The organism is Nocardia carnea (assembly GCF_029868855.1).
Classification (GTDB): Bacteria; Actinomycetota; Actinomycetes; order Mycobacteriales; family Mycobacteriaceae; genus Nocardia; species Nocardia carnea_A.
Window position 1 is genome coordinate 73463 of record NZ_JARWOV010000209.1, and the last position, 14550, is coordinate 88012.

At 68.2% G+C, this 14550-nt stretch carries 10 protein-coding genes; 8 read left to right on the plus strand and 2 right to left on the minus strand.

Translation table 11 applies throughout. From position 1 onward, the window contains the following. Nucleotides 1-33 precede the first annotated feature (33 nt). From QH195_RS20220 to QH195_RS20255, 8 genes are all read left to right on the plus strand, one after another. Nucleotides 34-3558: a CHAT domain-containing tetratricopeptide repeat protein gene (locus QH195_RS20220; protein ID WP_280436578.1), complete on the plus strand. Its 3525-nt coding sequence runs from the start codon at nucleotides 34-36 to the stop codon at nucleotides 3556-3558. A 261-nt stretch (nucleotides 3559-3819) separates the two neighbouring features. Next, nucleotides 3820-4173: an L-rhamnose mutarotase gene (locus QH195_RS20225; protein ID WP_280425977.1), complete on the plus strand. Its 354-nt coding sequence runs from the start codon at nucleotides 3820-3822 to the stop codon at nucleotides 4171-4173. Between the two features lie 55 nt (nucleotides 4174-4228). Continuing rightward, on the plus strand, nucleotides 4229-5587 hold the full coding sequence (locus QH195_RS20230) for an MFS transporter (protein ID WP_280436579.1): 1359 nt from the start codon (nucleotides 4229-4231) through the stop codon (nucleotides 5585-5587). Nucleotide 5588: 1 nt separating this feature from the next. Then, nucleotides 5589-6776, plus strand: coding sequence for an L-rhamnose isomerase (rhaI, locus tag QH195_RS20235; RefSeq protein ID WP_280436580.1), 1188 nt, complete (start codon nucleotides 5589-5591; stop codon nucleotides 6774-6776). A gap of 34 nt (nucleotides 6777-6810) precedes the next feature. After that, nucleotides 6811-8847, plus strand: a complete 2037-nt coding sequence (locus QH195_RS20240) for a bifunctional aldolase/short-chain dehydrogenase (protein ID WP_280436581.1) — start codon at nucleotides 6811-6813, stop codon at nucleotides 8845-8847. Continuing rightward, nucleotides 8844-10295, plus strand: coding sequence for a rhamnulokinase (locus tag QH195_RS20245; RefSeq protein WP_280436582.1), 1452 nt, complete (start codon nucleotides 8844-8846; stop codon nucleotides 10293-10295). The genes QH195_RS20240 and QH195_RS20245 overlap by 4 nt, the downstream gene beginning before the upstream one ends. After that, nucleotides 10295-11542, plus strand: coding sequence for an alpha-hydroxy acid oxidase (locus QH195_RS20250; RefSeq protein ID WP_280436583.1), 1248 nt, complete (start codon nucleotides 10295-10297; stop codon nucleotides 11540-11542). Before QH195_RS20245 ends, QH195_RS20250 begins: the two co-directional genes overlap by 1 nt. 55 nt (nucleotides 11543-11597) lie before the next feature. Further along, a complete protein-coding gene (locus QH195_RS20255; protein WP_280436621.1) occupies nucleotides 11598-12587 on the plus strand; it encodes a LacI family DNA-binding transcriptional regulator in 990 nt (329 codons plus the stop codon). A 50-nt stretch (nucleotides 12588-12637) separates the two neighbouring features. Here the strand turns inward: QH195_RS20255 and QH195_RS20260 are convergent, their stop codons facing one another. Further along, complete coding sequence (locus QH195_RS20260; RefSeq protein WP_280436584.1) at nucleotides 12638-13180, minus strand: hypothetical protein; 543 nt, start codon at nucleotides 13178-13180, stop codon at nucleotides 12638-12640. A gap of 160 nt (nucleotides 13181-13340) precedes the next feature. Then, complete coding sequence (locus QH195_RS20265) at nucleotides 13341-14516, minus strand: thiolase family protein (RefSeq protein WP_280436585.1); 1176 nt, start codon at nucleotides 14514-14516, stop codon at nucleotides 13341-13343. Nucleotides 14517-14550: the final 34 nt, after the last annotated feature.

Sequence of the window (14550 nt, forward strand, 5' to 3'; positions counted from 1 at the left end):
ATGCCCAGCGTCGGTACGAATGTCGGGAGGGTGATGGCAGATCGTGAGCGCAATGGTGACATCGGCGGATCCGGCTTCCTCGGCGCTGCCAAGGGTCTCTGGCAGCAGCTGGCCGGCGTCGGCCGAAGCGGTCCGTTCGGCCCTCTGGATGCTTTCCGGAGCCGTCTGAATCGGGCGAAGACCGTCGCCGAACTGGACGACGCGATCTGTATGGGCCGGCAGCTCGTCGCCGACACCCCGCCCGGCCACCCTGCGTTTCCCGGTATTCGGTACCACCTGGCCAGGGGACTGGTATTCCGGTTCGGCCGGACGAACGCGGCAGCCGATCTGGACGAGGCCATCCTGATCGGTCGCCGGACACTGGATATCGTCCCGGCCGATATGCCCTTCCACACCGTCCTGCTGGTAGCGGTCGGAAGCAGCCTGCATACCCGGTTCGAGAACGTGGGAGACCCGGCCGACCTGGACGACGCGGTGCTGCTGATGCGGGCAGCGGTCCTGCGCACCGGCGACAGCGATGCGGAGCTCGCCGACAGGACCGCCGGTCTCGGTGCTGTGCTACTGACTCGATTCGAGCGAACCGGGCAACTCGCCGACCTCGACGAAGCGATCGTGCTGGGGCACCGGACGGTGGCGGCGACGCCCGCGCACGATCCGCAGCTCTGCGTGCGGCTGGTGCAGCTCGCCGCAGCGCACGCGGACAGATACGCGCGAACGGGGACGGCGGCCGATCTGGACGAGGCCATCCGGCTGGGTGAGCAGACCCTATCGGCCATGCCCGCGACGCTTCCCGACAGTCTGCGGACCGAAATCCGGCACGTCCTCGGGCAGAGCCTGCAGTCTCGTTTCGAGCTGACCGGCGAGCGTGCCGATGCCGATCACGCCGTTCGGCTCGTGCGACAGGCGTTGGCCGGCCTCCCCGCCGGCGATCCGAGTCGCGCCGACTTCATGGACACCCTCCGCGGGGCGCTGCTGAGCCGGTTCGAGCGGACCGGGACGATATCCGATCTGGACGAGGCGGTCGAAGCGGGACGGCAGGCGGTGGCGGCAACCCCGGCCGGCCATCCCGATCGTGCCCGGCACCAGTTCGGTCTGGGGGTCACACTGCGGATCCACTTCGAGCGGACCGGCAATGCGGCGGATCTGGACGAGGCGATCCGGATCGGCCGGAAAGCGGTCGCGGCAACGGATACGCAGGATCCCGATTACCCCGATCGGACGAGCAGCCTCGGCCGGGCGCTCGTCGATCGGTTCGATCGAACCGGTTCGATGACCGATCTGGACGAAGCCATCCGGATGGCTCGGCATGCTGTTGCCGGGACGTCGGGGGAGAGCAGCACGCGAGCCGGCAGACTGACGACGCTGGGGACGGCACTGCGGAATCGATACGAGCGCAAGGGCACACGATCGGACCTGGATGAGGCCGTCGCCAGTCTGCGCGCCGCAGCGGACTCGGCGCCGACGGGTTACCGCACAATGAATCTCCTGCTGATGAATCTCGGAAACGCCCTGTTGGCCAGTTTCGAGCAGGCGCCCGAAACGGCCGATCCGGCAGCGGCGATCGATATGTTCCGGCAGGCCGTCGCCGCGACGCCCGCCGATCACCCCGACCTACCGGCCATGCTGAGCAACCTCGGGCGCGCTCTCCGGACGTGCTTCGAGAAGACGAGAACTCAGCCGGATCTCGACGAGGCCATCGATACGCTGCGGCGCGCCGCAAGTATCACACCCGCCGATCACCCTGCACACGCTCAACGGCTGATCGAGCTCGGGGCCGCCCTGAGGATGCGGTTCTTGCCCTCGGACGCCCCGGGCGACCGAGACGAAGCCATCAGGGCCTTTCTCGACGCGCAGCGTTCGACTGTGGCATCACCGTCGACCCGGCTCCTGGCGGCCCGCGCTGCCGCCGATCTGGTCGCGGCCACCCGACCGGACCGTGCGGCCGAGTTGATCGAGCACGCGATCCGACTGCTGCCCGAGACCACGCCACGGCAGTTGGAACGGTCCGATCAGCAGTACGCCATCGGCCGATGGGGCGGCTTCGCCGCCGATGCCGCGGCGCTGACGTTACGGAATCCGGCCGTACCCGAGAACGACCGGGCGGAGCGGGCGCTACGTCTGCTCGAGGCCGGCCGGGCCGTACTGCTGAACCGCACGGTCCAGCTGCGCGCGGATACCACCGAGCTCATGGACCGGCATCCTGACCTCGGTGGTGACTTCGTCCGGCTGCGTGAGCAGCTCGACCGATCCGGCGCCGCCCACCATCCCGCCGGCTCCGCCGGCCCGGTTCTCGATCGGCCCCGACTTGCACGAGAGTTCGACGAGGTACTCACCCGCATCCGGAGGCAACCCGGATTCGAAACATTCGCCCTGCCACCGTCGACCGGGCAATTGGTTGCGCAGGCCGGCCACGGGCCCGTGGTGGCTTTCAGTATCGGCCGGTACGGTAGCGACGCACTTCTGCTCACCGCCGACGGAATCTCCCGCCTGCCGCTGTCTACCCTGTCCGCGGAGACCGTGCGCGATCGAGCCCGCGCCTTCCGCGCGGCGCTGAACACCGCCGCGCACGGTATCACCGGTTCCGAACGGCAAGCCGCGCAACGACACTTGAGCGCCACCCTGGAATGGCTGTGGGACAACGCAGCCGGTCCGGTTCTCGATGCGCTGGGTTTCCATCGGCCGATTGCGCCCGACCGGTCCGGACCGCGGATATGGTGGGCACCCGGCGGACTGCTGGGCCAACTGCCGATCCACGCGGCCGGCTATCACACTGATTCGGCCGGATCCGACGCGGCGACGGTGCTGGACCGCGTCGTCTCTTCCTATACGCCCACGGTCGCCGCTCTCGAATACGCCCGGCGCCGGCGCCCGTTCACCGCAGACCCGGACACTGCCGGGCCGGCCCTCGTCGTGGCCATGCCCACGACTCCGGGGATCGAGGGGCGGCTGCACCACGTGCTCGACGAGGCCCGTCTGGTCGCCACACATCTGCCGGGTGCCACTGTCCTCACCGAGCCCGACGACGGGAACGATCTCGGCGGCCCGCCGGGTCCGGGTGCCGAGCACACCCACCCGACAACGGCCGCTGTGCTGGATCTGCTGCCGGAACGCGCCATCGTGCACTTCGCCTGTCACGGAGCGTCCGACTCCGACGACCCTTCGCGCAGTCGGCTGCTGTTACACGATCACGCCACGACACCGCTCACCGTCGCCGCACTGGCCCCGATCCACCTCGACCGGGCACGGTTGGCGTATCTGTCGGCCTGCGATACCGCCATCAGCACCGGCACGCAATTGGTCGACGAGTCCATCCACCTCGCATCCGCCTTCCAGCTGGCCGGATACTCCCACGTCATCGGCACTCTGTGGACAATCGACGACGATATCGCGATCCGCATCGCCGAGGACTTCTACACGGCCTTGCGTACCGCGCCCGATACGACGGTGGTCGATATCGGCCGCGCGCCCCATGCGCTGCACCACGCTGTCCGCGCGGCGCGCGACGCCTTCCCGGCCACCCCATCGCTGTGGGCCGCTCACCTCCACTCCGGAGCGTGAACCGGCCTGGCGGCTACCCGCCGACCTACGGTCGTCGGAGGGGTCTGGACCGGGCGATCGTCGATCCGATCAGCCCGCCGGCAGCGCCGAGAGAGATCGGGCACGCTCACAGCGCGACCGCAGGTATGCGAGGCGCTGCCGCCACGTCGCCGACCGATCGACTGGTATGCCCGCCCCTGGGTGTTGACCTGATCGCCGATCAAGGCATACAGTGGCCGCACTCACATATTGAAACGTTTCAACGACGAGGCGGAATCCCGGATGCCCGACACCACCGAACGAGTCTGTTTCCTGCTGGCCTTGCGCCCGGACCGGATCGACGACTACCTGGCTGCCCACACCACGGTGTGGCCGGACATGCTCGACGCGCTGCGCGGGGCCGGTTGGACGAATTACTCGCTGTTCCTCCGTCCGGAAGACGGGCTGGTGGTCGGCTATCTGGAGACGCCGGATTTCGCGAAGGCCCAGGCCGCGATGGCCGCCACCGAGGTCAATGCGCGCTGGCAGGCGACGATGGCCGAGTACTTCCAGGCTCCTGTGACCACCCCGGGCGAGCTGGGCGCGCGGCCGGACGAGACGATGCACCGCCTCACCGAGTACTTCCACCTCGACTGAGCCCGCGACTCACCTGACCCACACCGAGACTCCTGCTAGACCCCCGAGGAAGACCATGAAGGTAGGCGCACGATCCACCACCGGGTGGAAAGCGACGATCTCCGTCGCGATGTCCAATTACATCGAGGCGGGTTCGATCATCGCGATCGCTACGAGCCTGACTTTCTGGCAGGACGCGTTCGGCATCAGCAATTTCGCCGTGGGCTTGCTGGCCGCGCTCAGTGCGAACGCGTTCGGTGCGGCGATCGGCGCGGGTATCGGCGGGCCACTGTGTGATCGCTTCGGGCGCAAGGCGATCTATACCTACGATCTGCTCGTCTACATGGCGGGTGTACTGCTCGCGACTTTCGCGATGAATTTCGCGATGCTGCTGGCCGCGTTCGTGATCACCGGTATCGCGGTCGGTGCGGGTGTGCCCGCGTCCTGGACCTATATCGCCGAGCAGGCTCCCACCGACGGTCGCGCCCGCCACGTCGGTACCGCGCAGCTGGCCTGGTCGGTCGGCCCGCTGATCGGTTTCGCCCTGGCGGCCGCGCTGGCGCCGCTGGAACTGCTCGGTTCCCGGTTGATCTTCCTGCATCTTTTCGTGGTCGCGGCGGTGGTCTGGTGGATTCGGCAGGGCCTGGCCGAATCGCAGATCTGGAAGGACGAGACCGGATCCGGTACCGGATCGGCGACGCAGGCCACGACCGGCGGTCAGGGGATGCGTGGGCTGTTCTCCCGGCGGATCAACATCACCGCGTTGCTGGTGCTGATCGGTATCTACGGCTTCTGGAACACTGTCGCCGGGCAGGCGGGTATTTTCATGCCGCGGGTCTACGAGAGCGCGGGCGTGCACAGCGCGGTTGCGCAGAACCTGCTACAGGTGCTGGTCTGGGGAGCCACGGTGCTGGCGACCTATTTCGGTTTCATGGCCTACGCCGACCGGATCTCGCAGCGCAAGCTCTACGTCACCGGTGCCGCGCTCGGCATCCTGGCCTGGTGTGTGCTGGTGTTCTTCACCGACGCCGGGATGCCGACGCTGCTCATCTTCGCGGTGCTGTGGGGCATCTCCAGCGGTATCGGTGCGCAGGCGTTCTACAGCCTGTGGACCAGCGAACTGTTCGCCACACCGTATCGCGCCAGCGCGCAGGGCTTCATGTTCTTCGTCGTGCGCTCGGCAACCGGCCTGCTGAGCTATTTCTTCCCGACCATGCTCGCCGCCACCGGGCTCACCGTTGTCGGGCTGCTGCTGATCGGCCTGCTCACCGTGGCCCTGGCGATCGGCGCTGTCTTCGCCCCGCGTACGCAGGGAAAGACCCTGCGCGAGATCGAAATCGAGCGTTACGGCAGCCCGGTCACCGAATCCACGGGAGTGCTGCCGGACGAGGGGTCCGGTCGGGGTCTCGAGGGCGCTCCGGTGGGAGGTCGCTGATATGCCGAATCCGTCCGTCGCGAAAGGAACATATCCCGTGTCCATCGACACCGCCCTGGAAGCCCTCGCCATCGAACTGCCCTCCTGGGCATTCGGCAATTCCGGTACCCGTTTCAAGGTGTTCGGCACGCCGGGAACGGCTCGTACGGTTCAGGAGAAAATCGCCGACGCCGCGACCGTGCATCGGCTCACCGGCCTGGCACCGGCCGTCGCCTTGCACATTCCGTGGGACACCGTGGACGACTATGCCGCGCTCGGCCGGTACGCCGCGGATCTCGGGGTCGGGCTGGGCACGATCAACTCGAATACGTTCCAGGACGACGACTTCAAGTTCGGCAGTCTGACTCATACCGACAAGCGGATCCGGCAGAAGGCGATCGATCATCACCTGGCATGCCTGGAGGTCATGGCGCAGACCGGTTCCCGTGATCTGAAGATCTGGCTCGCCGACGGCACCAACTACCCGGGGCAGGGTGATATCCGGGGCCGGCAGGACCGGCTCGCCGAATCGCTGGCCGCCATCTACCAGCATGTCGGTGCGAACCAGCGGTTGGTGCTGGAGTACAAGTTCTTCGAGCCGGCCATGTATATGACCGATGTGCCGGACTGGGGTACCGCTTTTGCCCAGGTGAGTGCGCTGGGGGAGCGGGCGGTGGTGTGCCTGGACACCGGTCATCACGCGCCGGGCACCAATATCGAGTTCATCGTGGCGCAGTTGCTGCGGCTGCGGAAGCTGGGGTCGTTCGATTTCAACTCCCGCTTCTACGCCGACGACGACCTGATCGTCGGTGCCGCCGATCCGTTCCAGCTGTTCCGGATCCTGTTCGAGGTGCTGCGCGGAGGCGGTCTGGACCTGGCGAACGGTGTGGCGCTGATGCTCGACCAGTGCCACAACATCGAGGACAAGATCCCCGGTCAGCTCCGCTCGGTGCTCAATGTCGAGGAGATGACGGCACGGGCCGCGCTGGTCGATCTCGACGCACTCACCGCCGCCCAGGAGTCCGGGGATGTGCTCGGCGCCAATGCCGTGTTCATGGACGCCTTCTACACCGATGTCCGGCCGTTGCTGGCGGCCCGGCGTGCTGAACGCGGGTTGCCGGAGGATCCGATGGCCGCCTACGCCCGCTCCGGACAGCAGCAACGGCTCGCCGCCGAACGCACCGGACCCGCCGCCTCCTGGGGCGCCTGACCACACCGACCACCAGAAAGAGGAAATACTCGCCATGACCCATCCCACGGTCGCGGAACTCATCGCCCGGTCCAACCGGCTCGGCGCCGACCCGAAGAACACCAACTACGCGGGCGGTAACACCTCCGCCAAGGGCTCCGACACCGATCCGGTGACCGGTGAGCCCGTCGAGCTGATGTGGGTCAAGGGCTCCGGCGGCGATCTCGGCACCCTGACCGAGGCCGGACTCGCCGTCTTGCGGCTGGACCGATTGCGCGCCCTCACCGGTGTCTACCCGGGTGTGGCGCGCGAGGACGAGATGGTCGCCGCGTTCGACTACACGCTGCACGGTCGCGGCGGCGCCGCACCCTCCATCGACACCGCCATGCACGGTCTGGTGGAGGCCGCGCATGTGGACCATCTGCACCCGGATTCCGGGATCGCGCTGGCCACCGCCGTCGACGGCCCGGCACTGACCGAGAAAATCTTCGGCGACCGGGTGGTGTGGGTGCCGTGGCGGCGCCCGGGTTTCCAGCTCGGCCTCGATATCGCCGAGATCCGCCGGCGCAACCCGCAGGCCATCGGCACCATCCTCGGCGGGCACGGCATCACCGCCTGGGGTGATACCTCCGACGAGGCCGAGGCGAATTCGCGGGAGATCATCGAAACCGTCGAGCAGTTCCTGGCGGCGAACGGTAAGGCCGAGCCGTTCGGTCCCGTGTTACCCGGATACGCGGCGCTGCCGGAGCCGCAGCGCCGGGCGAAGGCGGCGGCGCTGGCGCCGTTCCTGCGCGGGCTGGCCTCCACCGACCGCCGCCAGGTCGGGCATTTCACCGATACCGCGCCGGTGCTGGAATTCCTGTCCCGTGCCGAGCATCCGCGGCTGGCCGCCCTGGGCACCAGCTGCCCGGACCACTTCCTGCGCACCAAGGTCGCGCCGCTGGTACTCGACCTGCCCGCCGACGCCCCGCTCGAGCAGTGCAAGGAACGGCTCACCGAGCTGCACGAGGCATACCGGGCCGAGTACCGCGCCTACTACGAGCGGCATGCCACCCCGGACTCGCCTGCCATGCGCGGTGCCGATCCGGCGATCGTGCTGATCCCCGGCGTCGGCATGTTCAGCTACGGCGCGGACAAGCAGACCGCACGGGTGGCGGGGGAGTTCTACCTGAACGCGATCAATGTCATGCGCGGCGCGGAATCGGTGTCCCGGTACCAGCCGATCGACGAATCGGAGAAGTTCCGCATCGAGTACTGGGCGCTGGAGGAGGCCAAACTGGCGCGGCGCCCGCAACCGAAGCCGCTGGCCACCCGGATCGCCCTGGTCACCGGGGCGGCCTCCGGCATCGGTAAAGCCATCGCGCAGCGGCTTGCCGCCGAGGGTGCCTGTGTGGTGGTCGCGGATCGCGACGGTGACAAGGCCGCCGAGGTCGCGGCCGAGATCGGGCCGGCCGATGTGGCGATCGGATTCGGTGCCGACGTCACCGACGAAGCGCAGGTGCAGGCGGCGGTGGACGCGGCGGTGCTCGCCTTCGGTGGCCTGGACCTGGTGGTCAACAATGCCGGGCTCTCGCTGTCGAAGTCGTTGCTGGAGACCAGCGCAGCCGATTGGGATCTACAGCACGACGTGATGGCCAAGGGCTCGTTCCTGGTGTCGAAGGCAGCGGCCCGCGCACTGATCGATCAGCGCATGGGCGGCGATATCCTCTACATCTCCTCGAAGAACTCCGTCTTCGCCGGGCCGAACAATATCGCCTACTCCGCCGCCAAGGCCGATCAGGCGCATCAGGTGCGGCTGCTGGCCGCCGAACTCGGTGAGCACGGTGTCAAGGTGAACGGCATCAACCCGGACGGGGTGGTACGCGGCTCCGGTATCTTCGCCGGCGGCTGGGGCGCACAGCGCGCCGCCGTCTACGGTGTCGAGGAGTCCGATCTGGGCGCGTTCTACGCGCAGCGCACCCTGCTCAAGCGTGAGGTGCTGCCCGAACACATCGCCAATGCCGCCTTCGCGCTGTGCAGTTCGGATTTCTCGCACACCACCGGTCTGCACGTGCCGGTCGACGCCGGGGTCGCCGCGGCGTTCCTGCGATGAGCGGCACCGGCGCGGTCGCCGCCGTCGATCTGGGCGCCACCAGCGGACGGGTCATGCTGGCCCGGATCGGCCCCGGCCGCATCTCGATGCGGCAGGTCGCCCGGTTCGCCAACGACCCCTTACCGCTGTGGCACGGTGATCGGGAGGCGCTGCATTGGGATCTGCCCGGTCTGTACCGGCATATCGGACGCGGACTGGCCGAGGCCGCCCGGCTGGAACCGACCTTGCTGGGCGCCGGAATAGACTCGTGGGCAGTCGATTACGGTTTGCTCCGGCACGGCGCGGCGCTCGGTCTGCCCTACCACTACCGCGACCCCCGCTCGGCCGCCGGTGTGGCCGCGGTGCACGCGGTGGTGGACCAGGAGGAGCTCTACCGCCGCAACGGGCTGCAGTTCCTGCCCTTCACCACGGTCTATCAGCTCGCCGCCGAGCAACTGTCGGGTGCGCTGGAAGTCGCGGATCAGGCGCTGCTGATCCCGGACCTCCTGGGCTACTGGCTGACCGGGGCCCGGGTCACCGAAAGCACCAACGCATCCACCACCGGACTGCTCGGGCTGGACGGCCGCTGGGACGACGAGGTGCGGACCCGGTTGGGGCTGCCGGACCTTTTCCCGGACGTGGTCGAACCCGGCACAACACTCGGCCCGATATTGCCCAGTGTCGCCGCGGCTTTCGGGCTGGACCGCGCGTTCACGCTGAGCACCGTCGCCTCGCACGACACCGCATCTGCGGTGGCCGCGGTGCCGATGGCGCCGGAGGCAGCCGTCTACATCTCCTGCGGCACCTGGGGACTGGTCGGCGTCGAACTGCCCGCACCGTTGATCTCGGAGGCCGGGCAGGCGGCCAACTTCACCAATGAGGCCGGGCTCGACGGGCGCACCCGCTACTTGCACAACGTCATGGGTCTGTGGCTGCTCAGCGAATCGGTGCGGCACTGGCAGCGCACCGACCGCACGGTGGACCTCGCCCGGCTGCTCGCCGCGGCCGCCGACGCACCCGCCCCGGCGGCCGTCTTCGATGTGGACGATCCGGTATTCCTCACCCCCGGCGATATGCCCGGCCGGATCGCCGACTGGTACACCGCCCGGGAACTGCCGGTGCCGGACGGTCCGGTTCCGATGGTGCGTGCCATCGTCGAAAGTCTCGCCGCAGCCTTCGCCGCCGGCGTGCGGACCGCCGCGGAGCTGACCGGCATCCCGGTGCGCACGATCCACCTGGTCGGCGGCGGCGCCCGCAATCAATTGCTGTGCAGGCTGCTGGCCGAGCACACCGGTGTCCCGGTAATGGCCGGACCGGTCGAGGCGACCTCGATCGGGAACATACTGGTACAGGCCCGCACCCACGGGCTGCTGCACGGCGACGTCGACGTGCTGCGCGCCGAGGTGGCCACCGCATTCCCACCGCAGCGGTACGCGCCGTGCACCGAACCCGTCGAGAAAGCAGGCTGATGAAACGACAACTCCCGAAACCCCGCGATCTCGCGCCGCTGATGCAGTTCAAGAAGCCGCGCGTGGGTGTCGCGCGCCGGCTCGATGCCGCGCTCACCATCGAAGACCTGCGCCGAATCGCCAAGCGCCGCACCCCACGCGCCGCCTTCGACTACACCGACGGCGCCGCCGAAGGTGAGATCTCACTGGACCGTGCGCGGCAGGCGTTCCTCGATATCGAATTCCATCCGGCGATCCTGCGCGACGTCTCCAAGGTCACCACCGGCTGGGACGTACTCGGCGCACCGGTGTCGCTGCCGTTCGGTATCGCCCCCACCGGCTTCACCCGGATGATGCAGACCGAAGGCGAATACGCCGGCGCCCGGGTGGCCGGCCGCACCGGCATCCCGTTCTCGCTCTCCACCATGGGCACCGCCTCCATCGAGGACGTCGCCGCGGCGAACCCGCACGGCCGCAACTGGTTCCAGCTCTACATGTGGAAAGACCGCGACCGCTCCATGGCCCTGGTGGAACGCGCCGCCGCCGCAGGTTTCGACACCCTGCTGGTAACCGTAGACGTCCCGGTGGCCGGCGCCCGGCTACGTGACACCCGCAACGGCATGTCCATCCCGCCCGCGCTGACCCCGGCCACCGTGCTCGACGCACTGCCCCGGCCGCGCTGGTGGATCGACTTCCTCACCACCGAACCCCTCGCCTTCGCCTCCCTGGACCGCTGGTCGGGCACCGTCGCCGAACTGCTCGACTCCATGTTCGACCCGACGGTGAACTTCGACGATCTGGCCTGGATCCGGGACCAATGGCCGGGCAAGATCGTGGTCAAGGGCATCCAATCCCTCGCCGACGCGCGCGCCGTGGTGAATACCGGTGTCGACGGTATCGTGCTGTCTAATCACGGTGGCCGCCAGCTCGATCGGGCACCCATACCGTTCCACCTGCTCCCCGAGGTGGCGTCCGAACTGGGCAAGGACACCGAGATCATCCTCGACACCGGGATCATGTCCGGTGCCGATATCGTCGCCTCGATCGCGCTCGGCGCCCGCTTCACCCTCATCGGCCGCGCTTACCTCTACGGCCTCATGGCCGGCGGCGAAGCCGGTGTCGCCCGCGCCGTGGAAATCCTGACCGGACAGATCGAACGCACCATGCGACTGCTCGGCGTTACCTGCCTGGAGGAACTGACACCGCAGCATGTCACCCAGTTGACCAGGCTTGCCCCGCGACCGATACCCGACCAAGATCGGGGATGAGCAGGCCGCAGCGATGCCTGCACGGACAGTGGAGGTGCCGGCGCCAGTGGTGAGCATGCGGGAGGTCGCCGCCGCGGCCCAGGTGTCGGTCGGCACCGTCTCCAATGTGCTCAACGCACCCGACAAGGTCGCGCCCGCCACCGTCGACCGGGTTCTCGCCGCCATCGATCGGCTGGGTTTCGTACGCAACGACGCGGCTCGCCAGCTCAAAGCGGGCCGCTCCCGCTGCGTCGGCCTGGTCGTGCTCGATATCGGTAATCCCTTCTTCTCCGACGTGGCGCGCGCCGCCCAGTCACGCGCCGCCGACCACGACCTCGTCGTGCTGCTGGGCTCCAGCGACGACGACCCCCACCGCGAACGCCGCTACCTCGACACCTTCGACGAACAGCGGATATTCGGGCTCATGATCACCCCGTCGGGCCACGACCACGAACGCCTGGCCGCGCTGCACCGGCGCGGTATACCCGTGGTGCTGGTGGACCGCGACGGCCACGGCACCCCCTTCTCCTCGGTCGCCGTGGACGATATCGCCGGTGGCGACCTGGCAGTACGGCATCTGTGCGCCATCGGCCGGCGCCGCATCGCCGTCGTCGGCGGTCCCGCCTCGCTCACCCAGGTCGCCGACCGCCGCACCGGCGCCCGCCAAGCCGCCGCCGACCACCCCGGTGTCGACCTGGTCCCGATCGACACCCCCGCGCCTACCGTCCTGGCCGGCCGGGAAGCGGGCGAACGGCTCGCCGATCTGCCCGCCCAGGCACGCCCGGATGCGGTGTTCTGCGTCAACGACCTGCTCGCCATCGGCGTGATGCAGGCCCTCGCCCTCCGCGGTATCGCGGTACCGGACGAGGTCGCACTGGTCGGCTACGACGATATCGACTTCGCACAATCCGCTGTCGTCCCGCTCACCTCCATCCGCCAGCCCCGCGCGGAAATCGGCTCCGCGGCCATCGACCTGCTCGTCGCCACCGCCGACAGCGCGAGAGGGAAACCGGAACACATCTGCTACCGCCCCGATCTGATCGAGCGCGCATCCACCGGGCGATAGCCACCACTCGCACTCGATGTGGCCGGGAATCGATTCGGTTGGTGCTGGCTCTATCTCGAAGCGTTCGCCGAGACGACGAGTTCCTGGTGGACCCGGTCGGCGGCGCCGATCCAGGACGGAATGGGGACGTTGTGGCGTTGCGCTTGCCGGCCTGCGGCCTGCGATACCTGCTGTAGCAGCGAATCTGCCCACAGCAGATGCATTCCCAGCGTGGCCCGTATAGTTTTGCGATCCAGCTGCCCGCGGTCGAGCGCGTCGGAGAGACGGACGATGTAGGCGATGTAGGCGATGTAGGCAGTGAGGTGTTGATGTTCGTTGAGTGATCCGTACAGTTCGCCGGTGTAATAGGCGCCGGTCCCGGGGTACCAGAAGCCGGCGGCGACCTCTTCGGCGTTCACGGTTCCCTCATTCACCCGCCGCCACAGGCTTGCCACCGCGATGCGGTGGGGGAGAAAGCTGTCGGAGAGGAACTCGGCGAGCAGCGAACCGGTGATGTTCCGGCGTTCGGCTCGGCGTGCAATCGCGAGGTTGGCGAGGAAACCACCCAGCGCGCCGAAGAAAGACCCGACGACCGCAACCGAGAACTCTTGCAAGGCATTCCCCCTGTCACTGCCATGGCCCGATCACAACCAGGGTATGTGATAGTGCTCACCGCAACCAGAGGGCGGAACCAGTGCGTCGGCGCGGTCCTCGGCGAACGCACAGGCCGGGTAGTGCGCTCTCGCGGAATCAGCGTGCGTGGCCGGACCCTGCTCAGACCCGCTCGATGAGCGTGGCATTGGCCATGCCTGCGCCTTCACACATGGTTTGTAGCCCGAACCGCCCGCCGGTTGCTTCGAGATGGTTGACCAGCGTGGTCATCAGCCGTGTTCCGGATGCCCCGAGCGGGTGTCCGAGTGCGATGGCGCCACCGCGGGGATTGAGTTTGGCGGGGTCGGCATCGAAGGCAGCCTGCCATGCCATCGGAACCGGTGCGAACGCCTCGTTGACCTCGTAGGCGTCGATATCGTCGAGGGTGAGGCCCGACCGGGCCAGGATCTTCTCGGTGGCCGGGATCGGGCCGGTCAGCATGATCTCGGGGTCGGAGCCGACGACCGCGAAATGGCGCAGGCGCGCTCTGGGGGCCAGGCCGAGCCGGGCGGCCGTCTCCTCGCTCATGATCAGCGCTGCCGAAGCACCGTCGGTCAACGGTGAGGAGTTGCCGGGGGTGATGGCCCAGCCGATTTCGGGGTAGCGCCTGCTGAACTCTTCGTCCCGGAATGCCGCCGGTAGCGTGCCGAGTTTCGCCGCCGAGGTGGTGGCACGGACTGTCTCGTCGACCGTGTGCAGCGTGCCGTCGGGCCGGGCGACGGGCACGATTTCGGTGTCGAATGCCCCGTTCGCGCCGGCCTCGGCCGCACGCTGGTGTGAACGTGCCGCGAATTCGTCCAGTGCAGTGCGATCGAACTTCCACCGGGAGGTGATCAGTTCGGCACCGATGCCCTGATGCGGCAGGCTCGGGAAGCGACCGGCCAAGGGGTCGTGCGGGCTGCCGTCGCCGACGGCGGTCCCCATCGGTACCCGGCTCATCGACTCCACACCGCACGCGATCGCGATATCGTAGGCCCCCGCGATCACCCCTTGCGCGGCGAAGTGCACGGCCTGCTGACTCGAGCCGCATTGGCGGTCCACCGTCGTACCCGGCACCGTGATCGGGAAGCCGGCGTTCAACAGGGCGGTGCGGGCGATATTGAGTGCCTGGTCGCCGGCCTGTCCGACGCAACCGGCGATGACATCGTCGACCAGTGCCGGGTCGATCCCGGTCCGGTCGACCAGGGCGGACAAGACAGTCGACAGCAGATCCGCCGGATGGACACCGGATAGCGCGCCACCCGGTTTTCCCTTTCCCGATGCGGTGCGGACGATATCCACGATCACAGCTTCGGTCATGCTGACGTGCCTTTCATCGAAGTTCTCTGCGGGT